The organism is Methylotenera versatilis 79, assembly GCF_000384375.1.
In the GTDB taxonomy this organism is placed as follows: Bacteria; Pseudomonadota; Gammaproteobacteria; order Burkholderiales; family Methylophilaceae; genus Methylotenera_A; species Methylotenera_A versatilis_B.
In genome coordinates, this window is sequence record NZ_ARVX01000001.1 from 1,655,594 (window position 1) to 1,679,808 (window position 24,215).

28 protein-coding genes are annotated in these 24,215 nt (G+C 42.6%); 13 read left to right on the forward strand and 15 right to left on the reverse strand.

Going from position 1 to position 24,215, the window contains the following annotated elements; all coding sequences use genetic code 11:
* Positions 1 to 31 precede the first annotated feature (31 nt).
* A complete protein-coding gene (locus METVE_RS0108205; RefSeq protein ID WP_020167989.1) occupies positions 32 to 784 on the reverse strand; it encodes a hypothetical protein in 753 nt (250 codons plus the stop codon).
* Between the two features lie 222 nt (positions 785 to 1,006).
* Here METVE_RS0108205 and METVE_RS0108210 point away from each other — a divergent pair, with 222 nt between their 5' ends.
* From METVE_RS0108210 to nagZ, 7 genes are all read left to right on the forward strand, one after another.
* Positions 1,007 to 2,500 (forward strand): ABC transporter substrate-binding protein, encoded by a 1,494-nt coding sequence (locus tag METVE_RS0108210; protein WP_232496478.1) that lies wholly within the window; start codon positions 1,007 to 1,009, stop codon positions 2,498 to 2,500.
* Positions 2,490 to 2,972 carry a L,D-transpeptidase gene (locus METVE_RS0108215; RefSeq protein ID WP_020167991.1) on the forward strand — a complete coding sequence of 161 codons (483 nt, stop codon included), beginning with the start codon at positions 2,490 to 2,492 and terminating at the stop codon, positions 2,970 to 2,972. The genes METVE_RS0108210 and METVE_RS0108215 overlap by 11 nt, the downstream gene beginning before the upstream one ends.
* Complete coding sequence (gene nikB, locus METVE_RS0108220) at positions 2,965 to 3,876, forward strand: nickel ABC transporter permease (RefSeq protein ID WP_020167992.1); 912 nt, start codon at positions 2,965 to 2,967, stop codon at positions 3,874 to 3,876. The genes METVE_RS0108215 and nikB overlap by 8 nt, the downstream gene beginning before the upstream one ends.
* A gap of 2 nt (positions 3,877 to 3,878) precedes the next feature.
* The gene (locus METVE_RS0108225) at positions 3,879 to 4,667 is read left to right on the forward strand and encodes an ABC transporter permease (RefSeq protein WP_020167993.1); all 789 of its coding nucleotides are present in this window, start codon (positions 3,879 to 3,881) and stop codon (positions 4,665 to 4,667) included.
* A 61-nt stretch (positions 4,668 to 4,728) separates the two neighbouring features.
* Entirely contained in the window at positions 4,729 to 5,421 is a 693-nt protein-coding gene (locus METVE_RS0108230; RefSeq protein WP_026362075.1) for a queuosine precursor transporter, read from the forward strand.
* 33 nt (positions 5,422 to 5,454) lie between these two features.
* Positions 5,455 to 6,603 (forward strand): methyltransferase, encoded by a 1,149-nt coding sequence (locus METVE_RS0108235; protein WP_020167995.1) that lies wholly within the window; start codon positions 5,455 to 5,457, stop codon positions 6,601 to 6,603.
* A 43-nt stretch (positions 6,604 to 6,646) separates the two neighbouring features.
* Positions 6,647 to 7,693, forward strand: a complete 1,047-nt coding sequence (gene nagZ / locus METVE_RS0108240; RefSeq protein WP_020167996.1) for a beta-N-acetylhexosaminidase — start codon at positions 6,647 to 6,649, stop codon at positions 7,691 to 7,693.
* A 40-nt stretch (positions 7,694 to 7,733) separates the two neighbouring features.
* On the opposite strand, the gene METVE_RS0108245 is transcribed toward nagZ, so the two are convergent.
* Positions 7,734 to 8,357 (reverse strand): hypothetical protein, encoded by a 624-nt coding sequence (locus METVE_RS0108245; protein WP_020167997.1) that lies wholly within the window; start codon positions 8,355 to 8,357, stop codon positions 7,734 to 7,736.
* Positions 8,358 to 8,746: 389 nt separating this feature from the next.
* Between METVE_RS0108245 and METVE_RS0108250 the strand changes: the two genes are divergently transcribed.
* Positions 8,747 to 9,445 carry a Bax inhibitor-1 family protein gene (locus METVE_RS0108250; protein ID WP_020167998.1) on the forward strand — a complete coding sequence of 233 codons (699 nt, stop codon included), beginning with the start codon at positions 8,747 to 8,749 and terminating at the stop codon, positions 9,443 to 9,445.
* Between the two features lie 87 nt (positions 9,446 to 9,532).
* Here the strand turns inward: METVE_RS0108250 and tadA are convergent, their stop codons facing one another.
* The 6 genes from tadA to METVE_RS0108280 all read right to left on the reverse strand — a co-directional run bounded on the left by tadA (position 9,533) and on the right by METVE_RS0108280 (position 15,422).
* The gene (gene tadA, locus METVE_RS0108255; RefSeq protein WP_020167999.1) at positions 9,533 to 10,015 is read right to left on the reverse strand and encodes a tRNA adenosine(34) deaminase TadA; all 483 of its coding nucleotides are present in this window, start codon (positions 10,013 to 10,015) and stop codon (positions 9,533 to 9,535) included.
* Positions 10,016 to 10,019: 4 nt separating this feature from the next.
* Positions 10,020 to 11,972 (reverse strand): transglutaminase TgpA family protein, encoded by a 1,953-nt coding sequence (locus METVE_RS0108260; protein ID WP_020168000.1) that lies wholly within the window; start codon positions 11,970 to 11,972, stop codon positions 10,020 to 10,022.
* A 23-nt stretch (positions 11,973 to 11,995) separates the two neighbouring features.
* On the reverse strand, positions 11,996 to 12,964 hold the full coding sequence (locus METVE_RS0108265; RefSeq protein WP_020168001.1) for a DUF58 domain-containing protein: 969 nt from the start codon (positions 12,962 to 12,964) through the stop codon (positions 11,996 to 11,998).
* Between the two features lie 82 nt (positions 12,965 to 13,046).
* On the reverse strand, positions 13,047 to 13,949 hold the full coding sequence (locus tag METVE_RS0108270; protein WP_020168002.1) for an AAA family ATPase: 903 nt from the start codon (positions 13,947 to 13,949) through the stop codon (positions 13,047 to 13,049).
* Positions 13,950 to 13,992: 43 nt separating this feature from the next.
* On the reverse strand, positions 13,993 to 14,448 hold the full coding sequence (locus METVE_RS0108275) for a phosphate-starvation-inducible PsiE family protein (RefSeq protein ID WP_020168003.1): 456 nt from the start codon (positions 14,446 to 14,448) through the stop codon (positions 13,993 to 13,995).
* A 71-nt stretch (positions 14,449 to 14,519) separates the two neighbouring features.
* Positions 14,520 to 15,422 (reverse strand): LysR substrate-binding domain-containing protein, encoded by a 903-nt coding sequence (locus tag METVE_RS0108280; protein ID WP_020168004.1) that lies wholly within the window; start codon positions 15,420 to 15,422, stop codon positions 14,520 to 14,522.
* 281 nt (positions 15,423 to 15,703) lie between these two features.
* Here METVE_RS0108280 and METVE_RS0108285 point away from each other — a divergent pair, with 281 nt between their 5' ends.
* The 5 genes from METVE_RS0108285 to METVE_RS0108305 all read left to right on the forward strand — a co-directional run bounded on the left by METVE_RS0108285 (position 15,704) and on the right by METVE_RS0108305 (position 19,286).
* Positions 15,704 to 16,267 (forward strand): flavodoxin family protein, encoded by a 564-nt coding sequence (locus METVE_RS0108285; protein WP_020168005.1) that lies wholly within the window; start codon positions 15,704 to 15,706, stop codon positions 16,265 to 16,267.
* Between the two features lie 99 nt (positions 16,268 to 16,366).
* Positions 16,367 to 16,993, forward strand: coding sequence for a YceI family protein (locus tag METVE_RS0108290; protein WP_020168006.1), 627 nt, complete (start codon positions 16,367 to 16,369; stop codon positions 16,991 to 16,993).
* 70 nt (positions 16,994 to 17,063) lie between these two features.
* The gene (locus METVE_RS0108295; RefSeq protein WP_020168007.1) at positions 17,064 to 18,137 is read left to right on the forward strand and encodes an alkene reductase; all 1,074 of its coding nucleotides are present in this window, start codon (positions 17,064 to 17,066) and stop codon (positions 18,135 to 18,137) included.
* A gap of 42 nt (positions 18,138 to 18,179) precedes the next feature.
* Positions 18,180 to 18,776, forward strand: a complete 597-nt coding sequence (locus METVE_RS0108300; RefSeq protein WP_020168008.1) for a nitroreductase family protein — start codon at positions 18,180 to 18,182, stop codon at positions 18,774 to 18,776.
* A gap of 117 nt (positions 18,777 to 18,893) precedes the next feature.
* Positions 18,894 to 19,286 carry a thioredoxin family protein gene (locus METVE_RS0108305; RefSeq protein ID WP_020168009.1) on the forward strand — a complete coding sequence of 131 codons (393 nt, stop codon included), beginning with the start codon at positions 18,894 to 18,896 and terminating at the stop codon, positions 19,284 to 19,286.
* Positions 19,287 to 19,451: 165 nt separating this feature from the next.
* On the opposite strand, the gene METVE_RS0108310 is transcribed toward METVE_RS0108305, so the two are convergent.
* The 7 genes from METVE_RS0108310 to METVE_RS0108340 all read right to left on the reverse strand — a co-directional run bounded on the left by METVE_RS0108310 (position 19,452) and on the right by METVE_RS0108340 (position 24,214).
* The gene (locus METVE_RS0108310; protein ID WP_020168010.1) at positions 19,452 to 19,817 is read right to left on the reverse strand and encodes a hypothetical protein; all 366 of its coding nucleotides are present in this window, start codon (positions 19,815 to 19,817) and stop codon (positions 19,452 to 19,454) included.
* An 87-nt stretch (positions 19,818 to 19,904) separates the two neighbouring features.
* Positions 19,905 to 20,981 (reverse strand): peptidoglycan DD-metalloendopeptidase family protein, encoded by a 1,077-nt coding sequence (locus METVE_RS0108315; RefSeq protein WP_020168011.1) that lies wholly within the window; start codon positions 20,979 to 20,981, stop codon positions 19,905 to 19,907.
* Positions 20,981 to 21,649 carry a protein-L-isoaspartate(D-aspartate) O-methyltransferase gene (locus METVE_RS0108320; RefSeq protein WP_020168012.1) on the reverse strand — a complete coding sequence of 223 codons (669 nt, stop codon included), beginning with the start codon at positions 21,647 to 21,649 and terminating at the stop codon, positions 20,981 to 20,983. Before METVE_RS0108320 ends, METVE_RS0108315 begins: the two co-directional genes overlap by 1 nt.
* A gap of 5 nt (positions 21,650 to 21,654) precedes the next feature.
* Positions 21,655 to 22,398, reverse strand: coding sequence for a 5'/3'-nucleotidase SurE (surE, locus tag METVE_RS0108325; protein WP_020168013.1), 744 nt, complete (start codon positions 22,396 to 22,398; stop codon positions 21,655 to 21,657).
* A gap of 139 nt (positions 22,399 to 22,537) precedes the next feature.
* Complete coding sequence (locus tag METVE_RS0108330) at positions 22,538 to 22,894, reverse strand: DUF2069 domain-containing protein (protein ID WP_020168014.1); 357 nt, start codon at positions 22,892 to 22,894, stop codon at positions 22,538 to 22,540.
* A gap of 1 nt (position 22,895) precedes the next feature.
* Positions 22,896 to 23,489, reverse strand: a complete 594-nt coding sequence (gene wrbA, locus METVE_RS0108335) for an NAD(P)H:quinone oxidoreductase (RefSeq protein WP_020168015.1) — start codon at positions 23,487 to 23,489, stop codon at positions 22,896 to 22,898.
* Entirely contained in the window at positions 23,486 to 24,214 is a 729-nt protein-coding gene (locus METVE_RS0108340) for an NYN domain-containing protein (protein ID WP_020168016.1), read from the reverse strand. The genes wrbA and METVE_RS0108340 overlap by 4 nt, the downstream gene beginning before the upstream one ends.
* Position 24,215: the final 1 nt, after the last annotated feature.

Below are 24,215 nucleotides of genomic sequence, written 5' to 3' on the forward strand. Positions count from 1 at the left end.
GAAAACATTTAATGATTGAATTACAGTCAAATTACATTAAATTCTTAGGTGAATATTTTGAACTCACAGGCATTTTTTCAGTATCTTTAAGTGCTTGATTAAAAATAAGCATGGCGTCTGTCGTGCCAATTTCATCGTCCATCCACGTTCGCACGTGTGCTAAATATGTTTTTAGCTGGTCAGCTCCATAACTGCGTACTTGATTCGTGCTGCCAGTATCAATCAATGTCTGTAGCTGCTCTTGTTGCGCATCCGACCAAGGCATACTTTGGGTTAATTCATTCAAAAAATGTTTTAATGTAATACTGATAGATGGCTTATTTGTCTCTACCTCATTGATTATATTAGTAAATAAAATCTTAAATGTTTCAAAATCGGGTGTGCTTATTGGTTGGTTAACATAAGCAACAGGTTCTGCTAAGTTAATAAAATCATCCATTATTAGCTGGGCTACAGGCTGATTAAGGATAGTTTTTGACGCTGGTTTTTTATGCCCATGAGTCGCTAATTGTCCTGTTATCGGTTTGTCTTTAATAATCAAAGCGCGGTTTAATACGCGAATTAAATCGCGTTGCTGATCTTTTTTATCAAAATCAATACAGATATCGCGGGCAAAATTATTGAGGCCATTGAAAACCGAGCCTGTTTCGCTGATATAGCTATTCAATTTTTTAAGCGCGATGGTTGCTTCAGCTTCGCTAAAAATATGCATGAGTCCAGCATAAATCGCCTCTTGCTGTGTTTGTTGGGAGTGAGGTAAATCAACGTCAGATTTTTTCAACATAGCTAGGTGCTTGCTTTCAGAATATCAATATGTCTTCTTATAATTGGAATTAAAATCCACAAGTGTACTAAGCAAGTACAATGCCATTTTTAAAGTTATTAATCGCTGGGTTTATTTCGTCATTATTTAAGTGTTAATGACGCATGCTAAATAGTTAGTCATTCACAATAAAGTTGAACAAGGGCATATTGCACCAGTGAGCAATCGCGTAAAATGAGCGACATGATGGGGTTGAGACTTTCGGTCGTTTTTTTGTTAATTTTAGTTGGCGCATGTAGTGATCAGCGTTCGTCAAACACGGCAATCAACTTCGCCATTGCGCAAGCGCCACTTAATCTTGATCCACGCTATGCAACCGATGCCGCATCCGCGCGCGTCAACCGATTAATTTACCAAAGCTTGGTGGATTTTGATGTAAACGCTAAACCAGTTCCCAATTTAGCCACTTGGATACAGATTAATCCAACCCAATATCGATTCGTCTTAAATCAAAAACGCGCAATATTTCATCACCAAAAGATGTTAACCGCGCAGGATGTTAAAGCCACTTACGATTCTTTAATCATGTTAAAAGATTCAGCGCAGGCGGCAGAGTTTTCGAATATTAAAGATATACAGGTCTTAAATAGTGAAACGATTTTATTTAACTTAAATCAAGCAGATAAGAACTTTCCAGCCAAGTTGATTATCGGTATTTTGCCGCAAGACTTAATCACTAAAAAACATGATTTTTCGCATCATCCAGTTGGTAATGGCGCGCTAAAGTTTGTTTCATGGCAAAACAAACTCACTTTAAGCCGCGTAAAAGATAATCAGCAAATTAGCTTGATTGAGGTGAAAGATCCAACTGTGCGTGTGCTAAAACTGCTACGCGGTGAAGTAGATTTATTGCAAGGTGATTTGCCGCCAGAATTAGTGAAGTATCTGCAAACCAAACCAAAAGTGGTTATCAAAACTGTAGCTGGCGCTAATTTCTCTTACCTTGGCTTAAATATGCAAGACCCGGTTTTAAAAAATATTAAGGTCAGGCAAGCTATCGCACATGCCATTGATTCTGATGCGATTATTCAAAAGGTCATGGTTTCCAATACGCGCGTTGCGGGGGTGATTTTGCCACCAGAGCATTACACCAATGTAGCCAGTGAAGCTTTACAGCCTTATGCTTATAATCCTGCATTATCCAGAAAATTACTGGTTGAAGCAGGCGTTCAATTGCCGCTAAAGCTGGTATACAAAACCTCCACCGATGCACAGCGTGTGCGTTTTGCCACAATCATGCAAGCGCAAATGCAGCCAGCTGGCATTCAATTGGAAATCAAAAGCTTGGATTGGGGTACGTTTTTTGAAGATGTGAAACAAGGCAATTTTCAATTATTCGGCCTTACTTGGGTAGGCATTAAAACACCCGATATCTATGTAAAAGCACTAGGTTCGCAAAGTTTTCCACCCAATGGTTTTAACCGTGGACATTATGCCGATGCAGAATTAGATGCATTACTCGCAAATGAAGATTGGCCAGTCGCAACGCAGCGTATCTATAAGCAACTGCCTTATATTCCCTTGTGGTATGAAGGTCAGTTTGCTGCAATGCGTAAAGGTATTCAAAATTACGCCCCTAAGCCTGACGGTAATTGGGATGATTTAATCACGATTACCAGGCAATCATTGCAAACCCAGCAACAAAAGCTCAGCTACAATAAACAATATGCGCATTGAAATCTCTATTAAAAACCAAAGCTTAACGCTGTTCGATGATTTCGGCGGCATAAAAGCCAATTACAGTGTGTCGACTGCGGCCAATGGCGTTGGCTGTGAGAAAAGTAGCGGCTGCACGCCATTGGGCCATCATATTGTCCGCGCAAAAATAGGTGCAAATGCCGCGCCCAATACGGTATTTGTTGGGCGCAGGCCAACGGGTGAAATTTGTACGCCAGAATTAATGGCAGCATTTCCGAATCGTGATTGGATTTTGACGCGAATTTTGTGGTTAAGTGGGTTGGAAGTAGGCTTTAATCGGCTGGGAAATGTCGATACCATGCAGCGCTATATCTATATTCATGGATCACCAGATAGTACTGAAATGGGCAAAATTGGTTCACACGGCTGCGTGCGCATGCGTAATAACGATATGGTGGAATTATTTGATTCGGTAGAGCCAGGCACTCCTGTTTTGATTCACAATGATTAAGCATTTCGTTGACTTTGTTACCGTCGTTTTCGGCGTATTACTGCTGACGTTTTTATTGATTCACCTTGTCCCTGGCGATCCGGTAGAAGTGATGTTGGGTGAATCGGCAAGTGTGACAGACAGAGCCGCTTTACGTACAGATTTAGGCTTAAATAAACCACTTACGCAACAATTTGGTAGCTATTTAATTAAGCTATCACAAGGTGATTTAGGTTTTTCAATCCACACCAAAACGCCGATTATTGAGTTGATTAAAACGCACTATCCCGCAACGCTTAGGCTTGCGGTTTTATCACTTTTTATTGGGTTAACTATTGGCATTCCGTTAGGTGTGTTTGCCGCTTTAAAGGCCAATCATTGGCAAGATTTTGTCGTCACAATCGTTTCAGTGCGCTTATCCGCCATGCCCGCGTTTTGGTTAGGGCCGTTATTAATGTTGTTATTTGCTGTTTGGCTGGGTTGGTTGCCTGTTAGTGGCATGGATGACAGCACTTCAATCATCTTGCCCGCGATGACTTTAGGATTTGGTTTAAGCGCGATCCTAACGCGCATGACACGTACCAGTTTGCTGGAGGTGTTGAATGACGATTTTATTCGTACCGCACGTGCAAAGGGTTTAAACGAAAATACCGTGATTATCCGCCACGCATTGCGTGCAGCTTTGTTACCAATCATCACGATTGTGGGTTTACAAATGGGCAGTTTGTTGGCGGGTACAGTCATCACCGAAACAATTTTTAGTTGGGATGGCATAGGGCGCTTGCTGGTGGAAAGTATTGAAAAACGCGATTACCCAGTGACGCAAGCCTGTGTGCTGGTAGTGGCGTTAAGCTATGTTGTGGTGAATTTGTTTACCGATGTTTTATACCGCTTGGCAGACCCAAGAGTGAAGTTTGGGGCGTAAGCGTGAAAATATTTGCCATCAGCATATTGTTGTTTTGGGTTCTGGCCGTATTGGCAGGCTATATTTTCGGGCTACAAGGCAATCACATTGAATTAGACGCCATATTGTCGGGCCCAAGTTGGCAGCATTTACTAGGCGCAGACGATTTGGGCCGTGATATTTTGGCGCGTATCTTAACTGGCGTGCAAGTCTCATTCTTTGTGGCAATTATCGTAACGGTGATTACGATGATAATCGGTGTGTTTATAGGGTTAATCGCAGGATTTTACGGTGGAAAAATCGACCGTATTTTGATGAAAATAACGGACATTTTTTTAGCTTTCCCCGGCATTCTATTGGCAATCGCATTCGCCGCTGTATTGGGAGCAGGTTTGGGTAATTTAATACTGGCATTGTGCATCACCGGTTGGGTGAGTTATGCTAGATTGACGCGTGGACAAGCGTTAAGTTTACGCAATCGCCAGCATGTGCTTGCTGCAGAATCACTGGGCGCAACGGTGCCGCGCTTGCTGCTGAAACATGTTCTGCCATTGTTAAGTTCAATATTGGTTGTAGAAGCGACTTATAGCCTAGCCAGCGTGATGATTGCAGAAGCGAGTTTGTCATTTTTAGGTTTAGGCATTCAAGCGCCAAATGCTTCGTGGGGTGCGATGTTGCGCGATGGCGTGCGTTATATGTTAGTGGCGCCGCATTATGTGTTGGTAGTAGGCCTCAGTCTGATGAGTCTGATATTAGCGATTAACTTAGGCGGTGATTACCTGCGTGACAAGCTGGACGTTCGCGTAGAATAATCTTGTTAGTAAATTAGCGTTAACTACTGTATTCGTGAGGGCTTATTTCTAGGGACTTAACGTGCGAAAGCAATACAAATACTACGATTTCATGATGGCTGCTTTCGTGTGCGTACTGGTGTGTTCCAACTTGATTGGGCCTGCCAAAGTCACACAGATTGATGCGCCATTGCTTGGCACACTCACTTTTGGCGCAGGCGTTTTATTTTTCCCGATTTCGTTTATCTTTGGCGATATTCTCACCGAAGTCTATGGCTATTCTGCCTCACGCCGAGTAATTTGGGCAGGTTTTGCAGGTTTGGCATTTGCAAGCTTGATGGCTTGGATGATTGTTGCTCTGCCACCCGCGCCATTTTGGAACAATCAGCATGAATATGAAGTGGCTTTTGGCAGCACTTGGCGTATTTCTTTGGCGGGATTAATTGCGTTTGCAGTGGGTGAATTTGTGAATAGCTTTATAATGGCGAAGATGAAGTTGGTTTCTGCAGGTAAGCATCTGTGGCAGCGCACAATTACCAGCACTATTTTTGGCGAAACCATTGATACAGTGATGTTTGTACCGCTGGCATTTTGGAATACGGGTATTATCCCTAACGATAAGATTCCATTAGTGATTGGCGCACAGATTATCGCTAAAATTGGTGTGGAAGTGGTTTTTACACCCGCTGTTTATAAAATTGTGGCGTTTTTAAAACGCGCTGAAAATGAAGATTACTACGATAAAAATACTAACTTTAACCCTTTTAAATTTTAAGCATTTTAACCATTAACTATAATTGAGTACGTATTGACTGAGAATTTAAGCAGTAATTTAACTATTACTTGGCAAGAAAAAGGCAAGCCGCAACAAGCGGTTTGGCAAAGCGAGGCGAATGCCGCGCCACCTAAAAATATTGTGGTGGCAGATGACACCATGAAAGCGGATGAAGCCTATAGATTGGCTTGTGAAGGCACAGGATTTTTGTATAAAGGCGATTTTCAGAATGCTAAACAATTATTGCAAGCCGTCACAAAACGCGTAGATCGCAAACCGATTAAACCAGCGGCGACCATGTTGGAAGCTTTTCATCAACATAGAGCGCGGCAAATTCAGCGTGCCAATATTACTAACAAAATCTTAATCGAGTTAAATCACGGTAGTTGCGATTTAAAACGCGCACCTGACGTAAAAGAAGCGGTTGCCGGCGCATTAATTGTTAATGCAAAGCTAGACAAAGTACCAATGAAAATGGTGTTATCGCTACGCGAATTGTTAGGTATGAACGGTGCACAAGAATGGCGCAAAAAAGGCGTATTTGTCGATGCGCTGCAAGCCAATATCCACGCACATTACGGTGTGTATTCCCCGATTCGTGGTGAGTATTTGGATTTGATTAACACGACGTCACTTGGCAATGCTAAAACCGCATTTGATATTGGTACAGGTACTGGCGTGATTGCCGCAATTTTAGTCACACGCGGCATCAAAGCCGTGATCGCGACCGATAACAGCATGCGCGCACTGAATTGCGCGGCTGATAATGTAGAAAAACTGAATTTAAAACAATACATTACGATTGAACAGGCAAATTTATTTCCAAGTGGACACAAAAAAGCCGATTTAATCGTTTGTAACCCGCCGTGGCTGCCAGCCAAAGCTAATGCGCTAATTGAACATGCGATTTATGATACCAATAGTGCGATGTTAAAAGGTTTTTTAAACGGCGTAAAAGCGCATTTGAATGATGACGGTGAAGCGTGGCTGATTTTGTCGGACCTAGCGGAACATTTAGGTTTGCGTACAAATGAAGAGTTGCAAAAGTGGATTGCAGATGCTGGATTAAGTGTCGTAGAAAAACTGGATATTGCACCTAAACATGCTAAATCCAGCGATCAATCTGATCCGCTGTATGCTGCGCGAGTAAAAGAGATCACCTCTTTGTATCGATTAAAATAAACCATTCGTTAAAATTATTCTATTAGATAGTTTGAGATATTAAATGAGTTTAGGTCCCGTTATGCTGGATGTGGTTGGCACTGAGTTAAGTGCTGACGACATTAAACGATTACAACATCCGCTTGTGGGCGGAGTGATTTTATTTGCGCGTAATTTTGAAAGCTGCACACAACTTAAAGCACTGACTGCGAGTATTCATGCGGTGCGTCAGCCGCCTTTGCTGATTGCGGTAGACCATGAAGGTGGCCGTGTACAGAGGTTTAGAGGCGGGTTTACTAAAATCCCACCCATGCGCGAGTTTGGCAAGATTTGGGATAAAAACCCTAAAAAAGCACGTGAGTTAGCTATTGAAACTGGTTGGATTTTGGCGGCAGAATTACGCGCACATGGTATTGATTTCAGTTTTACACCCGTGCTAGATATGGATTACGGCGATAGCTTGGTGATTGGCGACAGGGCGTTTCATCAGGACGCAACGGCTATTAATGAATTGGCGTTTAGTTTGATGCAAGGCCTGAAAAAAGGCGGTATGTCGGCAGTCGGCAAGCATTTTCCTGGTCATGGCTTTGTGGTGGCCGATTCGCATGTGAGCATTCCAATTGATGAACGCAGCTTTGATGAAATTGCCGCTAATGATATGCAACCTTTCAAACAAATGATTGATGAAGGTTTGGCAGCGATTATGCCGGCGCATGTGATTTACCCTAAGGTGGATGACAAGCCGGCTGGCTTTTCATCAAAGTGGTTACAAAAGGTATTGCGTGAACGGCTGGGTTTTAATGGCGTGATTTTTAGCGATGACTTAAGCATGGAAGGTGCTAGCGTAGGCGGCGATGTAACGACGCGTAGCCTAGCTGCGCTGAATGCGGGTTGCGATATGGTGTTGCTGTGTAATCGCCCTGACTTGGCGGATGAACTGCTTGAAAAACTGGAATGGAAAATGTCTGCGTTAAGTATATTAAGGCTTGCACGCATGCATGGCGGCCATCATCCTGCTGATACTAATGACCTCCATGAAAGTGCTGAATTTGTAGCAGCGGTGAAACGTGTTGGCTTGGTAGGTAAACAAGAAGGTGAATTGTTTACCTAATCCAATAACGCTGCTAACTTTATTTCATGAAATAAAGTGCTTATATTTTGCGGCGAGCAAAAGTAAAGAAACCTAATGCTGCTGCTAGCAAAGGCAGTGAGGCTGGTAGTGGAACAGCGCTAATCGGCGTGAAATTTACACCAACCACGAAGTCATCGTAATCTGCATCACCAGCAGAGCTATCATTAAAACCTAACACATAATCAAATGGGCCGTAATTTGGACCACTGATAGGCGTTAAGTTACCATTTAAAATCGCAAAGCCGAGTACTGGAGTTGCTGTTGTGCCATTACTAGCTGACGCGCCTTGACTATCGCTAAAACTGAAATCAAGCGTACCTGCATTAACAGATGCAGAAGCGGTAGTGCCAACAGAATTCGCTTCAGTAAAAGTAATACCAGAGAATGAAAATGAGTTGCTGTAGCCGCTCTCATTACCTAAATAAGTAAAAGTAATAGTACCAGCGCTACTTGCTGCAAGAGTACCTAAGAAGCCACTTGTGTATACGCCTGTAGCAGTGGATGGTTGACCGTTATAACCAGTAAATGTCAGCGGCGAGCTTCCTAAGATGCTCAGACCACTTGCTTGAGTAACGCCAGATGTTAATAGTAATGATGTTGCAAACGTAATTGTTGCAATAGTAGCTAGTTTGTTTTTGTTCATGATAAACCTTTCAGAAAGTAGATAATTCGTTATCAGGTATTTGTATACTATGCGTGCAAAGCAGTTGCAATCTGTGCGCTAACTAACTTAGCTGTAAATTAAATATTCTTAGGAAGAAGTTAAACACTAATTGAGAGTTTTCAATATACGCATTAGTACGTATTGTGTTTTATGGAATATTGTGCTTAGTTAATAGTATCTAAATGTATATAGGTATATTTTATATTACTTTGACTTATCGGTGAATTAAAAAATCCAATTGAGCTTTAATTTACTGACTTACTAAACCTGCTGAAATGATTTATTTAACAATTTGTCACTTGAAACTTTAGTTAATAATCGTTATCTTAGGTGTATTGCCTTTTGGCAACTTTTATAAGGAAACAAATATGTTAGATGATATGCAAGTATTAGGCCGTGAAGGCGCTCTTGATCAAAAGCTAGCCACACAAAATAAGGTATTACGTAATACTTATGCCTTACTTGGCTTAACCATGATTCCAACGGTAATTGGCGCGTTGGTTGGCATGAAAATGAATTTTGCTTATGCGGCGGCGCATCCGTTTATATTTGCAATCGGCGCAATGGCTGTGATTTATGGCTTATTTGCAGCGATTAACGCAAATCGCAATAGCAGCATAGGTGTTGTTTTATTACTAGGCTTAACGTTTCTATTAGGCCTAATGTTAGGCCCAATTCTACAGCATGCGCTTAACCTAAATAATGGCGGACAAATTGTTGGTTTAGCGGCTGGTGGTACAGGCGTTATTTTGATGACGATGGCAGGTATCGCAACGACCACTAAAAAAGACTTTAGCTTTATGGGTAAATTCTTATTGGTCGGTATTGTTTTGTTAATCGTAGCGTCGCTTGCTAATATCTTCTTACAAATTCCAGCCATGCAATTAGCCTTATCTGGCGTTGGTGTGCTGTTATTCTCTGGATTTATTTTGTATGATGTAAGCCGCATTGTAACTGGTGGCGAAACCAATTATGTGATGGCAACATTAGGTTTGTATATGAGTATTTATAACTTGTTTACTAGCCTGTTACATCTATTGATGGGCTTAATGGGTAGCAATGATTAAGTATTATGAGTAAGTAAAAAACCCGCTTCGGCGGGTTTTTTGTTTGATGGTTCGGGTTTTTTATTGTCTGTCGTTCAGGATTTATTTTTACAATAGCTTTTTGTTTAGCCTGCGTTGCTTGAAAAAATCAGACAGCACCGCACCGCATTCTACAGCTAAAATTCCGCCAAGTACTTCTGTGTGGTGATTCAATTTTGGTTCAGTCATCAGGTTAACCACGCTGCCGCAAGCGCCGGTTTTTGGGTCATTAGCACCGTAAACTAACTTTGCAATACGGGCATGTTGCATGGCGCCGCTACACATCGCGCAGGGCTCAAGCGTCACATATAAGGTGCAATCAACTAAGCGATAATTACCCAAATAAGTTGCTGCCTCGCGCATCGCCATGATTTCAGCATGCGCGGTTGGATCATGCAAGCCAATCGGTGCGTTATTGCCGCGCCCAATAATAACGCCGTCTTTAACCACAATTGCACCTACTGGTACTTCACCCATTAATGCCGCTTGTTGCGCCAAACTTAGCGCAATCTGCATAAATTCAACGTCGTTATTTATTAAGTCGCTTGTCATTAGGCTATGATCGTTTTTTAATCTGTAGTTGTTTAACACATTGTGCCAGTTCACTCAGTAATTCAGGTTTTGGCGAAGCGCTATACATTAAAACATTATACCGTTGAGCAATTTCAATGATTAATTGTTTATGGTTAGTCAAATCGGTTGCCGCGCGTTGCGCAAAATCCAGCGCCGCCTCAGCTGGATACGGTGTTAATCCAACACGTTTCAATTGATTTAAATATTGTGCATATAAACGCTGTGCGGGTTTTAATTTAACGTTATTTTGTTTCAATAAAAAATAGGTTGTAGCCGCCATTATTAAAGCGATAATGCCCATCATCCAAATCAGCATATCTTGTAAGTTAAGGTTTTTTCCACTGAGTTTTTTTAGGAAATCGAGCTGTTTTTTATCGTCATAACCCAGTACCCACTGGTTCCAACCGTTATTTACGCCATCCCAGCTGAGATAAGCTTTTTTTAACCAAGGGTAATCTTTACGCGCCATTAACGGTAATTCATCCGAATTACTTAACGCTTCGCTAATGCCAAATTCTATGCGCTCGGGCGATACGGCTGCGGTCGGGTCGATTCGCACCCAGCCTTTATCGACTAACCAAACTTCTGCCCATGCATGCGCATCAGATTGACGCACGATTAAATAGTCACCGTTTGGGTTGAATTCACCACCTTGATAGCCGGTAACGATACGTGCTGGCACGCCAGCTGCTCGCATCAAATAAACAAAGCTGGTGGCGTAATGCTCGCAAAATCCGCGTTTTGTATTAAACAAAAAATCATCGACTGGGTTTTTACCTAAGCGCGGCGGCCTTAGTGTGTAATAAAAATCTTGCTGGCGATATAAATCTAGAGCACGATTCACTTTGTCTTGCGTATTCAAATTTGCCCAAGTTTTGGCGAGTTGAATGGTTTTGGGATTTTCACCTGCATTGATTTGTAGACTTAATATCTTTTCGCGTTCATTTAAATCCATACCGAGTTGATATTCATTAAACGATATCGCGTCATAACGAATACGCGTGCGCACGGGCTTTTCGGCTATCGCTGAGTAATCATGGCTCAGTTTTGCATCGCGCGGAATCATAGTTGGCATATCCAGCATCAACAGCCATAAGCGATTATGCGGCTCAAGCGTGATGGTGTAATGAGTCGGCGTGCCTTGTGTGGTTAACTTTTCCAATGACAAATCAATCTTAGGGCTGCTCATGGTCCAGTTTTCATTTTCTTGATGCCACAACACTGGGCCACGCCAATACAGCTGATTGTTGGCAGGTATTGCGTCTTTAAATTGCACACGAAATGCAATTGAGCTGTTTTGGGTCAGATTGCTGATATTGCCAAAGCTCAAACTATCGCCCAAACCAGACATGCCGCTATTCGCATCTTGCGGCAAACCCCATATTGGCCCTGGAATACGTGGAAACAATACAAATAAGATCAACATTACAGGAATAGCTTGCAGTAACAATTGACCCGCTAATTTAAGTGAAAACTGGATTGGCTGACTGTTATGCAAGCTGGTATTGATTAAGGTTGCGGTAAGCAAAATCAGCGGCGGAATGCTAAGCAAAAAAGTGACAATATTTTGGTTGAACAAAAATAAATTGCCGACCAAGAAATAACCCAACACGATCACCAGCATGTAATCGCGCAAAGTTTTGGTTTCTAAAAACTTGAGCGAGCACATCACCACCAACAAACTTAACGATGCATCGCGACCAAAAAAGCCTTTAAAGCTGAAAATAATACCAAGACAGATCAATATGGTAATTGGTAATAACTGCCAAAATTTTGGTAGTGACCATTGATTTTTATTGATTAAGTAGCGCCAAGCGCCAAAAAACACGCTTGTTGCGATAACCCAAATTGGTAGATTGGGCGAGTGCGTCGCAAGCACGACCGCCAGTGACGTCAGCAGCCATGTTAATTGTTGTGTATTTAAATAACGAATCATGGCTTATAAATCAAAGTCATCAATTACAGCAAAGCTAGCGCAGTTAGCGCTTGGTGATAATGTGATTCAGTGTTGCTGGGCGGCAAAGTAATATTAGGTAGTTTTACGCCATACATTTGCTGGCTGGCATGCGCATCCATCACCCAGCGCGTTAATTGCGAGATACGCGTTTCTAATTCGCCATCGGTCGCTTCCCAATCTAACCACAATGCGCTGCTACCAGTGCCGCTATAAAGCTTGGTAAACATGCCAATACTGCGGCTGGAAGCTTTCCAATCGATACGGCTGGGCGAATCGCCAAGTTGATAGTTTTTATGACCATTAAAATCCTCATCGCCTTTATTAAACTGACTACTACCTTGCACATTCGCATCAATAGTTAATGCTTGCGGAACAGCTAAATCACTGGGTTTCGCGTAAATCAATACTTGAAACGGATTTTCAATAACAGCCCAAGCATGTAATAAATTGAGTGGAAATTGCGTGTTAAGTGTGAGGCGCGGCAATGTGTGTAAACCGCGAGTTGATGTGTTGAGTGGCACTTGGAATAATTGTGCATCATTAGCGGCAATATTGTGAACGACGGACTGCTGCGCATTTTCTGCAAAATAAGCAGCAACCGAGTAACGTGGGCGATTTTTTATATCACTTACTTTTAGCGTGATTTCTGCATCATCACCCACAAAAACGGGGCTGGCTTTTAGTACCGCAACTTGCAGATGCACTAAATTTCGCCAAGTATGCAACATGGCGATATTGCCCAAAGATGCGAGTAAAAAAGTGACATAAAAGCCCAAGCTAAGTGAATAGTTAATCGAACCAATCAGTAGTCCGATTAGCATCACCGCATATAGCAAACCCCAGCGTGTAGGCAAAATGTAGATTTGGCGCGGGTTAAGTGTGGCAATGTTTTGCGTGCTTTTGGATACACGAAACCATTGCTGCCACCAGTTGAGTTTCCAAAAAATCAGCGGCCAAATCTTTGCGGGCATAGGTTTAAATCTGTCTGCTAAATTTTTTGATTGGAAATGGGTGGATTAAAAAGTGAATACTAAGAAATGAATAGTAAGCACGCTAAATCGCCACGCCGTCCAGTATTTGCTTAGCAACATGGGCATTACCATCTATCGCTATACGATGCCCAACTACGCTTGGTAATACCGCCTGAATATCTTCTGGAATGACAAAGTCGCGACCTTCGCACATTGCCCAAGCTTGTGCACACTGGCGCAAACCCAAGCCGGCTCTAGGCGATAAGCCAGTGCTAAATTGCGTGCGTGTGAATTGGATTAACGCTTGTAAATAATCCAAAAGCGCGTCTGACACATGTACAAGGTTGACATTTTGCTGCAGTTTTAATAATGCTTCAGCATCACAGACTGCTTGAATATTGTGTGAATTAGCGCGCCCACCTTGATTTTTAAGCAAGCTGCGTTCGGATTGACTATCAGGATAACCTAACGTGATGCGCATCAAAAAACGGTCGAGTTGTGATTCTGGCAGCGCAAAGGTGCCGATATGATGTTTTGGATTTTGCGTCGCAATCACAAAAAAAGGATTAGGCAAAATATGCGTGTTGCCATCCACTGTCACTTGGTGCTCTTCCATTGCTTCCAACAATGCACTTTGTGTTTTAGGTGTGGCGCGATTAATCTCGTCTGCCAGCAACACATTGGTAAAAATCGGGCCAGCATGAAACTGAAAATTAGAGGTGTTGCGATCAAAAACCGAGACACCGATAATATCGACTGGCAACAAATCGCTGGTAAATTGTGTACGCCCAAACCCCAAACCAAGCACCTGCGCCAATGTATGCGCAAGTGTAGTTTTTCCCATACCCGGCAAGTCTTCGATCAACAGATGACCACGCGCCAATATACAGGCGAGTGCTAATTTGATTTGCTGTTCTTTACCCAGAATGACTTCGCTGGTTTTTGCGATGATGGCGTTGGTGATGCTATTGGTGGCGTTTTGCATATTATTTTTTTAAGTGATTTTGAGTGTTAAGTATGAGGGTAATCTATTCTTGTTGTTGCCTTTGGCCCCACATAATCATGATGTAAATCAGCCCAAGCACAAATGCGCCGCCTACCCACATGCCTACTTCTTGCATGGTTGGCGAAGCATCTTGCACTGGCATGACGATGAGTTTGCGCAAAAATAACACCAGCACCACTTCGACGAACGTTTCGACTAACAATTTGCTGCCATTTAAATAGCGTATCTCTGCCGAAATGAGCGCAGAGATTGACCACAGCAACATCAGCGTGCCAAGCGCATGCAAAAATCCATGTACCAGATTATGTGCATAAGCGGCTTCTTTCACATCATTGAAAAATAGCCAAGTGAACATAATGACTGAAGTGGCCAACGCCAATCCAATCACAATATGTGCAAAGCCATTGAGCCAAAGCATGGCTCTGATGGCGAATCTATTCAGCGGTGCAAACTCTTCTGGCAGTTGGTCTTGAGTCATTTTTGATGCCTTTTTTAATTTATATTCAGTGAGCTATTTAATTTAGTCACCCGTTTAATTGAGCAATTCGTCTAGTTAAGTAACTCATCTAGTTCGAGCAATTGTAGTTCTTTCAATAACCACTGTTGGGCTTTGCCGCCTTTTGTGCACCAAGCTAAAAAGATGGCTGTTTCAGGTTTTGGTTCAGCCACTAATTTAATCACCAATTCGCCCGTGGCGGCATGTTTTTCAGCAAGTTTTTTTGGCAAATAACCGACGCCAAGCCCAGCGATTTGTGCTTTTAATTTGCTGTGTATATCGGGCACGGTTAACACATCTTGCCCAGTTAAAATACCAGAAGTGCGTGGCGGCAGATTACGCGAGCTGTCTGCGCCGGAAATCGCACGATAACGCATGATATCCAGATTTTGCAATGGCTCTGGCAACTTAGCAAGCGGATGATGCGCCGCCACTGCATAATGAAATTCTAATGCGCCCATGCGTTTTGTGGTGTAACCGCCGCCGGACGGGCCATCACCGGGAGCGCCTAAGGAAATATCCGCGCGGCCGCTAATCAGCGCATCCCAGCTGCCGCCGTAAACTTCGCGTAATATTCTTAAGCGTGTGCCAAAATTCTGCGCGTAAAATCGATTGAGTAGCGGGTAAATAGCCGAGATATTAAAAAGGTCGCTTACCGCAATGGTGAGTTCGGTTTCAACGCCGCTGGCAATGCGCTTAACGCGGTTTTCAAGTTCAGAAGCGGCGTTGAGTAAGTTTCTGCCTTCACGCAACAATTCGGCACCTGCTTCAGTTAACTCTGCACGATGGCCGCTACGGTTGAATAAGCTCACACCCAAATCTTCTTCCAGCTTGCGCACCGTGTAAGTCAGCGCGGAAGGCACGCGAAATAAGGATTCTGCCGCAGCTGCAAAACTGCCTTTTCGCGCAATAGCATCCAGTACTTCAAGCGATTCTAAAGAAAGTTTTATGCTCATTTTTTTAGGTTAAGTATTTTAAAAGCAATATTACATCAAAATTATTGAATGAATGATGCAAATTAATTTGCTATTAGTGCGTAATTAATCAGCATAACATAGCAATGTAAGCAAAAAAGTGGATTCAACTTTATTGAATATATTTTGAAGAGGATCGGCTATCAATACAACATTCAGCAAACGATTGATTTGCCAGCAGACAAGCCACTTACTAAGCAGTAAGCTTAATATTAAGGTCATAACAAAGGTTTAAATTTTAAATTTAATTTAGGAGTATTGACATGACAAAAATCGCAGTGGTTTATCACAGTGGGTATGGCCATACTGGCGCGCAAGCACAAGCTGTAGCACGCGGAGCAGGCAAGGTTGCTGATACAGAAGTGACATTGTTAACCGCAGATGAAGCCCAAAAATGGGAACTTTTAGCAGATGCGGATGCCATTATTTTCGGCAGCCCGACTTACATGGGCAGCGCATCGGCGCAATTAAAAGCATTTATGGAAGCGAGCTCTACGTTGTGGTACACGCGCGATTGGAAAGATAAAGTCGCTGCGGGATTTACAACTTCCGCCAGCCAGAGTGGTGACAAACTCAATACGCTAATTCAACTAGCCGTATTTGCAGCGCAACATGGCATGATTTGGGTAGGGCAAGATTTATTGCCGGGCAATAACAGCAGCACAGGATCTGTCAATGATTTGAATCGCCTAGGTGGATTTTTGGGTGCAATGGCACAAGCTAATAGCGACCAAGGTCCAGATGTCGCGCCGTTACAGAGTGATTTGCTAACAGCTGAACATTTAGGTGAACGCGTTGCGACGATCGCTAAACGCTTACGCGGTTAAGTGATTATAAAATTTGGAATACTAAATATTTTTAAACATATTTTAAGGTTAACCCTTTAGAAATTGAATTTAAGCACAACATAATAAAAGGAATTGAACATGATTAATAACAAACTAAACACTTTCACTACATTAAAGACGTTCGCTGCGGCAGTTGCCTTAAGCTTGACATCTGGCTTAGTGATGGCGGATCAGGAAGCTTATCGCATCGATGACAGCCACAGCTTTGCCAATTGGAGCATCCGCCATGTGGCTTCAAAAACATCCGGTACTTTTAGCGATATAAAAGGCAATATTCTGATTGATCGCGATAATCTGGCGAACTCTTCAGTCGATGCCAAAATTAATGTATTAAGCATTAATAGTAGCAACGCAAAACGTGATGAACATATCAAAAAAGAAGAATATCTAGATGCTGGAAAATTCAGTGAGATCACTTTTGTCAGCAGCAAAATCGAAGCAAAAAATAATACCGAAGGCGTGATTACTGGCACATTTACCCTGCACGGCGTGGCAAAAAAACTTAGCATTCCATTTAAAGTGTTAGGTTTTGGCACAGATCCTTGGGGCGGCTATCGTTTAGGTTTAGAAGCACACACCACATTAAAAGCTAGTGATTTTGGTTTTACCTGGCCACTTAAAGCCAATGCGCCAGTGGGCGACGATATTGAAATCACACTGTTAATCGAAGGCGTTAAATTACCTGCCGAAAAACCGATTAAATAGCTTATTCATCACAATAAACAATCCAATCACTTAACACCTAATAAACATCAATATTGAGACGGAGCAACAAATGGCATTAGATTTATTTAGCCCAGCAAAACTGGGTTCAATTGCTTTAAAAAATCGTATGGTAATGGCACCATTAACCAGAAGTCGCGCACCAAAAGGCACTGGTGTACCACAAGCATTAAACGTTGCTTATTATGAACAACGCGCAACCGCTGGTCTGATTGTGACGGAAGCGACGCCGATTTCAGCGATGGGTCATGGCTATATTCTATTGCCAGGTATTTATACCGATGCGCAAGTGGCTGGTTGGAAAAAAGTGACTGAAGCGGTGCATGCAAAAGGCGGAAAAATCGTGTTGCAATTATGGCATGTAGGTCGTATTTCTCACCCAAGCTTATTAAATGGTGCGCTTCCCGTTGCGCCTTCGGCAATTAAACCTGCTGGTCAAGCTTATACCTATGAAGGTTTAGTGGATTTTGTAGAACCACGCGCCTTAGAGGCTAGCGAATTGCCCGCAATCGTACAAGAATATGTACATGCGACTAAATGCGCATTAGCAGCAGGTTTTGATGGCGTAGAGATTCACGCCGCTAATGGGTATTTGTTGGACCAGTTTTTACGTGATGGCAGCAACAAACGTACTGATAATTATGGCGGTAGTTTTGAAAATCGCACACGCTTATTGTTAGAAGTGACCAAGGCAGTGATAGCCGTTGCAGGCGCAGATAAAACAGGTTTGCGTTTATCACCGGTAAATCCATTTAACGATATGCAAGATAGCAATCCGCAAGCGTTATTCAATTATGTGGCAGATGCACTTAATCAATTTAACTTAGCTTATTTGCATGTGGTAGAAGGTGGCATGGGCGGCGATACAGAAAACTTTGATTTTGCAGAGTTACGTAAGCAATTTAAAGGCAGCTATATGGCCAATTTTGGTTACGACAAAGCGCGCGGCAATGCGGCGATTGCAAGCGGGCATGCTGATGTGATTGCTTATGGCGTGCCGTTTCTCGCTAATCCAGATTTAGTTGAGCGTTATAAAACTGATGCGCCATTGAATAAAGCGGACAGTGAAACATTCTACGGCGGATCAGAAAAAGGCTACACTGATTACCCAACTTTATCCGCTTAAGTTTTCAGATTAACTGTTTAAATTAACTCTAAGGATTGAACGATGCAAAAACCTGCCACAACCCAAGTGCCCATTAATGAAGTGATTGCTAATCGCTGGAGTGGTAGGGCTTATGATGCCAATAAAGCGGTTTCAAACGCGCAGATTATTAGCTTGTGTGAAGCTGCGCGTTGGGCACCATCTTGCTTTGGTGATGAGCCGTGGCGTTTTATTGTGTGGAATAAAAACACCAATAAAGCCAGTTGGCAGCAGGCTTTTGATTGTTTAGTACCAGGCAATCAAGAATGGGTGAAAGATGCGCCATTATTATTGCTGGTTTGTGCGGATACTCTGTTTGGGCATAATCAAAAACCGAATCGCTTTGCACAATATGATAGTGGTGCAGCGGCTGAAAATTTATGCTTACAAGCACAAGATTTAGGACTAATGGCGCACCAAATGGGCGGTTTTAATGCGGATGCTGCGCGCAGTGCATTTGATATTCCAGAACAATTTACGTTAATGGCAATGGTTGCGGTTGGTTATGCCGCGGATATTAAAACCGTGATTGGCGAAGCATTAACGCGCGAAATCGCAGAGCGTAAACGCAAGCCATTGGCGGAATTGTTTTTTGATTCTGCTTGGAATAAATCGATTTAGTTTAAGTGTTTTAATTTAAGTTTTTAAGCCGCTTTTACATGTAGCTTAACTTAACGTAGATGGTCTGCTAAACTGCTGGTTTATTCGACAGCAGTTTATAAAATTTAAGGCAAAATGATGGCAGTAGTCAAATTAACTAAAGCAAACTTTAAACAAACGATTGAAAGCAATCCATTCGTGATTGTGGATTTTTGGGCGCCTTGGTGTGAACCATGTGTGGCTTTTACGCCAACGTTTGAAGCGGCTGCAGCAAAAAATGCCGACATTGTCTTTGGCTTGGTCAACACTGAAACGGATCCTGAAATCGGGGACTATTTTCAAGTCAATCAAATTCCAGGTATTTTGGTGATTCGTGACCAAGCAGGTATTCATGCGCAAGTCGGTGAAATCGGCGCACCAGCATTTGATGAAATCATCAAATGGGCGCGCGATTATGATATGTCTACCGTGCATGAATATTACAACAATGAAGCGGCGCAACAAGCGGTTAAAAAGCCAGCAAAGCACTAATGCTAAAATTTAGTTAAGCCTCATTAGTGGAGTGAGCTAACAGAAATTAACTAACAAAAAAGCCGACTAGTTGTCGGCTTTTTTGTTAGTTTAAGTTTAAATGTTAACGTAGAAATTGCATTAAAAAAGTGTTAACTTATAGATAAAGCTTCACCAATCCTGCGATTAAAAACTACCTGTTGTGGCTAATCGAAAGATATAAAAAGCACCCATTGCCATCATGATATACATGGGCAAATCGCCGCTCTTTTTCTTTTCGCTTTTCGCGGCAGATGACATCCAACGGTTCAATAACCACAATACAAAAATAATCACCGGAATAAACATCATGTGCGTGGTGGAATCGAAGAGCCAACTGAACGCTGTTTTTAACCAGCCGCCATCTTTAAAAAACTCCATTGCAATGCCGATTAATCCGATAATAACTAAAAGGATGCCGCCCAAAGACATGAGCGTCTTAAGTAAGGTATCGGCTTTAATGTCCGCATTTTTGCTATATTTATTGGGATCTTTTTTCTGCGGTGCGGCCACGATAATCTCCTAAAACGGACGAGTATGATTGTAAGTGCGATTGAAAAGTTGGCTAATTTTTGTGGTTAATTTTGTTTAAATATCAGGCTAATTCTGGTTTAAATATTTGGCAGGATCAACTGATTTACCCAAACGCCGGATTTCAAAATGTAATTTTACTGAATTAGAATCGGTATTACCCATCTCGGCAATTTTTTGTCCTACACCGACCACTTGACCTTCTTTGACGATTATTTTGCTGTTGTGCGCATAGACCGATAAATAGGTTTTATTGTGTTTAATAATCACTAATTTACCATAGCCGCGTAAATCTGAGCCGCTGTAAATCACTTTGCCGCTACTGGCTGCATTAATGGCTTGCCCAGTGCTGCCAGCAATATCAATCCCTTTATTCGTGGCTTCATTAAAACTCGCCACCACTTTACCTTGTGTTGGCCAGCTCCATTTAATGGCTTCATCATCAGGCGGCTGAGTTTGGCTTGATTTGGGATCAGCAGTTTTGTTTTCAGCGGGCTTAATTTCGCCAGCTTTAACATCGTTAACTTTGGTTTCAACCGTAGTTCCAACGGTTTTGCCCACAGCTACTTTGGTTTCGGTTGTTTTAACTGGCGTGGTTCTGTTAAAAGCTTCTAAGCTATAAGGTTCGCGCATGGCTTTTGGCTCATTTAATAATCCAGATGCAGCCGATTGCGCTGGCTTAGTTTCAGTAGTCGGCGAGGCTTTGGTTTCTGACACAGTTGTTTCAATTGCCGTAGAGTCAGTTTTAATCGGCGTAATAACGACGCCATCTTCTGTTGTCACTTGTGCTGATGCGTTGCTGTTCGCGGCATCAGACTTTGCTTCTACGATAGGCAAATTTAGTTTTTGACCAATTTCAATCGTGTAGGGCGGAGTTATGTTGTTGGCGGCGGCAATTTCTTTGTATTCAAGCCCATATTCCAAACCAATACTAAATAAAGTATCACCTTTTTTAACAGTGTGACTATTCGGTCGCCCATCATTTCTAGTTGTGCTATTGCTAACTTGATTTGGTTTAGCGCCACCTTTAGTAACTGTCGCTGGTTTAGACGATTGCGGTAAGCGATCAACAACGGGGGCGGGTGGATTGCTTTCACAAGCAGTTAAAAAAAGTGCAAATAATGTGATTAATACGAGTTGAAACATTAACTAATCCCGCCTAACAAAGGTACAAATTTCACTGCTTCCAGCTTGGTTTGTACGTATTCTTTGGCTTTTCGTTCAATTAATACTAAAGTTTGTGTCGATGTACCGATTGGAATAATCATACGTCCGCCAATAGCTAATTGCGCCAATAACTCTTGCGGCACGTGGCTGGCAGCGGCGGTGACGATAATGCCATCAAACGGTGCAAATGACTCTAATCCAACGCTGCCATCTGCATGGTCCAGCTTCACATTGTTGCATTTAAGCGTGCGCAAATGGCTTCTGGCTTTCATCACCAATGGGCGAATACGCTCTACCGATAATACTTCTTTGCATACTTTTGATAACACCGCTGTTTGATAACCGCAGCCTGTGCCAATCTCTAATACTTTATTTAACTGAGCGCCGTTGCGCAAAATCTCTGTCATACGAGCGACAATATACGGTTGCGAAATCGTTTGTCCAAAACCGATTGGCAACGAAACATCTTCATATGCACGAATACTTAAAGCTTCATCGACAAAAATATGCCGTGGAATCTCACCGATTGCAGATAGCACGACTTCATCTTGAATGCCTTGCTCGCGCAAACGCACTAACATACGATCGCGCGTGCGCAGTGAGGTCATGCCGATGCCAGTTTTTGTAGTAGATTTTAATAAAGCCATATCTGTTATTTATTCAGCCAGGTTTGTAGTTCTGCCAGCTGTGAATGTTTGGTTAAATCCACTTGAATCGGCGAAATCGACACTTGATTATTAGCGACTGCATAAAAATCTGTTCCTTCGCCGCCGTCATTTGGTGTGCCAGCAGCACCAACCCAATACACGGTTTCATTTCTAGGTGTTTTAAGCTGAATCACTGGTTCGGCCTTATGGCGTTTGCCTAAGCGTGTCACCGTTCTGCCAGCTAATTCTTCATAAGGAACATCCGGCACGTTCACATTGAGCAAAGTAGCTGACGTAAAACCATGTTTGATATGCTGTTGAATCAACTCTACTGCTACCCGCGCAGCAGTTTCAAAATGTGTAGGGTTGTGTTGCGACATGGAAATAGCGATAGAAGGAATGCCGAGCAAAAAACCTTCTGTTGCGGCAGCAACCGTGCCAGAATAAATAGTGTCATCACCCATGTTCGCGCCATCATTAATGCCCGAGATTACCATATCTGGCATCGTGTCCATTAAACCAGTCAGCGCGATATGTACGCAATCTGTCGGCGTGCCGTTGACGTAAAAAAAGCCATTTGCCGCCTTTTTAACGCTAAGTGGTCTATCTAAAGTGAGCGAATTACTTGCGCCACTGCGATTACGCTCAGGCGCAACAACGGTAATATCCGCAAATTTTGCGAGATGACCGGCTAGAATGTTTAGGCCTGGCGCAAAATAGCCATCGTCATTTGATATGAGTATTTTCATTCGTGGCTGACAGTGTGATTAATAGTGCGTATTTTCATCGGTGGTTAAAAGCCTGCTTTTGTGTGCTTAACTTTATAAAGCGGCACAATTTATTGCGCTATTTTTAGTGTTAAGTATAGCTTAAGGCTTTAATTATAAATTACGCAGGCGCTTTTAATGCACTGTTTCGCGTGAGTTTTGCATAAAATATTGCGCACAGAAAAAATATCAGCGATAACAGCACTTCAATCAGCGCTAATTGGCTAGAAACACCACTGTCAGACCATGCCCGTACTGCGCCCTCAGTAAAATACAGCAAAATCAGCATGCCAGCCCATTGGTAAGTGTAGCGGCGACCTTTTAATATGCCAAAAAGTGGTAATAATAAAGGCAAGGCTTTTAACATCAGCAAAGAGCCACCCGGTTTCAATGGCGCAAGTACGCTTTCCCATGCCAAACACAAAAAAATCAAAGCAATCAGGCTAATGCCAGCGCCAATTCTTAATGTTGAAAGCATATTAACTAGCCAACTTTAACGCGGTTTCAGCTAAGCGTTTACCTAATGCCAAGCAGAGTTTTTTTTCGTCTTCGGTGATTTTTTTATCATCCATCGTGCCGCCAATATGGCTTGCACCATAAGGTGTGCCGCCCGATTGTGTGCTAGATAATTCAGGCTCAGAATAAGGCAAGCCGACCATTAGCATGCCGTGATGCATGAGTGGCAACATCATAGTTAATAACGTAGTTTCGTTGCCGCCGTGCAGTGAACCAGTGCTGGTAAATACTGCCGCGGGTTTACCAATTAGCGTGCCTTTTAACCATAAACCCGCTGTGCTATCCAAAAAATACTTCATTGGCGCCGCCATATTGCCAAAGCGAGTAGGGCTGCCGAGCGCTAAGCCGATACATTCTTCTAAATCGCTCAATTCAACATACGGGTCGCCACTGCTAGGAATATCTGATTCCGTTGCTTCGCAATTTGCAGATACTTTTGGCACAGTGCGTACGCGCGCCTTTGCACCGCTAACTGATTCAACTCCACGCGCAATTAGTTGCGCCATTTTGCGTACGGCGCCACCTTGAGAATAGTAAAGGACTAAGATTTCGCTCATTTCTTTTGTTTGATTCTGAGTAATAAGTGGGTTTGATGTTTTTCAACATCAAATAAATCGGTAGCAATCGCTAAATCACCTAGTTTTGCATAGCCATAATTACGAGGGTCAAAGTCCGGTGCATTTTTAATAAGATTACTGCCAACGCCACCTAGATTCGCCCATCCATCTTCATTTGAAGCAGCTTCAACTGCTGACCTAAAAAGATTAATGAGTTTTGTGTCTTGCCTTAGTTTATTTGGAGGTACTTTCAGTTGCGCTTCCTGCGTATCGGCTTTAAGCGAGAATATTTCCGTATATACAAAACGGTCACATGCTGCTACAAATGGCTGCGGAGTTTTTTTCTCACCAAATCCATATACGCGTTTACCAGACTCACGAATACGAGATGCCAATCTAGTGAAATCACTATCACTAGAAACGATACAGAAGCCATCGAAAGTCCCAGTATAGAGTAAATCCATCGCGTCAATGATCATCGCGCTATCAGTCGCATTTTTGCCAGTGGTATAGCGAAACTGTTGAATAGGTTGAATGGAGTGTTCTAAAAGCACTGTTTTCCATTGACCTAGATTGGGTGTCGTCCAGTCACCGTAGATTCTTTTAACACTAGCGACACCAAATTTCGCGACTTCAGAAAGCAATCCTTCTATGATGGATGCCTGTGCATTGTCAGCATCAATGAGCACTGCAAGAGAGGAATTGCTTTCAGCGTTGATAGCCATT

What these genes read in the sequence shown, in the direction of transcription:
- METVE_RS0108340 (WP_020168016.1), bottom strand. Translation starts at nt 24,214, where the DNA reads ATGGCTATCAACGCTGAAAGCAATTCCTCTCTTGCAGTGCTCATTGAT.
- METVE_RS0108250 (WP_020167998.1), top strand. Translation starts at nt 8,747, where the DNA reads ATGTTAGATGATATGCAAGTATTAGGCCGTGAAGGCGCTCTTGATCAA.
- surE (WP_020168013.1), bottom strand. Translation starts at nt 22,398, where the DNA reads ATGAAAATACTCATATCAAATGACGATGGCTATTTTGCGCCAGGCCTA.
- nikB (WP_020167992.1), top strand. Translation starts at nt 2,965, where the DNA reads ATGATTAAGCATTTCGTTGACTTTGTTACCGTCGTTTTCGGCGTATTA.
- METVE_RS0108300 (WP_020168008.1), top strand. Translation starts at nt 18,180, where the DNA reads ATGCAAAAACCTGCCACAACCCAAGTGCCCATTAATGAAGTGATTGCT.
- METVE_RS0108260 (WP_020168000.1), bottom strand. Translation starts at nt 11,972, where the DNA reads ATGATTCGTTATTTAAATACACAACAATTAACATGGCTGCTGACGTCA.
- METVE_RS0108330 (WP_020168014.1), bottom strand. Translation starts at nt 22,894, where the DNA reads ATGCTTTCAACATTAAGAATTGGCGCTGGCATTAGCCTGATTGCTTTG.
- nagZ (WP_020167996.1), top strand. Translation starts at nt 6,647, where the DNA reads ATGAGTTTAGGTCCCGTTATGCTGGATGTGGTTGGCACTGAGTTAAGT.
- METVE_RS0108245 (WP_020167997.1), bottom strand. Translation starts at nt 8,357, where the DNA reads ATGAACAAAAACAAACTAGCTACTATTGCAACAATTACGTTTGCAACA.
- tadA (WP_020167999.1), bottom strand. Translation starts at nt 10,015, where the DNA reads ATGACAAGCGACTTAATAAATAACGACGTTGAATTTATGCAGATTGCG.
- METVE_RS0108215 (WP_020167991.1), top strand. Translation starts at nt 2,490, where the DNA reads ATGCGCATTGAAATCTCTATTAAAAACCAAAGCTTAACGCTGTTCGAT.
- METVE_RS0108285 (WP_020168005.1), top strand. Translation starts at nt 15,704, where the DNA reads ATGACAAAAATCGCAGTGGTTTATCACAGTGGGTATGGCCATACTGGC.
- METVE_RS0108210 (WP_232496478.1), top strand. Translation starts at nt 1,007, where the DNA reads ATGATGGGGTTGAGACTTTCGGTCGTTTTTTTGTTAATTTTAGTTGGC.
- METVE_RS0108280 (WP_020168004.1), bottom strand. Translation starts at nt 15,422, where the DNA reads ATGAGCATAAAACTTTCTTTAGAATCGCTTGAAGTACTGGATGCTATT.
- wrbA (WP_020168015.1), bottom strand. Translation starts at nt 23,489, where the DNA reads ATGAGCGAAATCTTAGTCCTTTACTATTCTCAAGGTGGCGCCGTACGC.
- METVE_RS0108270 (WP_020168002.1), bottom strand. Translation starts at nt 13,949, where the DNA reads ATGCAAAACGCCACCAATAGCATCACCAACGCCATCATCGCAAAAACC.
- METVE_RS0108305 (WP_020168009.1), top strand. Translation starts at nt 18,894, where the DNA reads ATGGCAGTAGTCAAATTAACTAAAGCAAACTTTAAACAAACGATTGAA.
- METVE_RS0108205 (WP_020167989.1), bottom strand. Translation starts at nt 784, where the DNA reads ATGTTGAAAAAATCTGACGTTGATTTACCTCACTCCCAACAAACACAG.
- METVE_RS0108295 (WP_020168007.1), top strand. Translation starts at nt 17,064, where the DNA reads ATGGCATTAGATTTATTTAGCCCAGCAAAACTGGGTTCAATTGCTTTA.
- METVE_RS0108275 (WP_020168003.1), bottom strand. Translation starts at nt 14,448, where the DNA reads ATGACTCAAGACCAACTGCCAGAAGAGTTTGCACCGCTGAATAGATTC.
- METVE_RS0108290 (WP_020168006.1), top strand. Translation starts at nt 16,367, where the DNA reads ATGATTAATAACAAACTAAACACTTTCACTACATTAAAGACGTTCGCT.
- METVE_RS0108320 (WP_020168012.1), bottom strand. Translation starts at nt 21,649, where the DNA reads ATGGCTTTATTAAAATCTACTACAAAAACTGGCATCGGCATGACCTCA.
- METVE_RS0108265 (WP_020168001.1), bottom strand. Translation starts at nt 12,964, where the DNA reads ATGCCCGCAAAGATTTGGCCGCTGATTTTTTGGAAACTCAACTGGTGG.
- METVE_RS0108315 (WP_020168011.1), bottom strand. Translation starts at nt 20,981, where the DNA reads ATGTTTCAACTCGTATTAATCACATTATTTGCACTTTTTTTAACTGCT.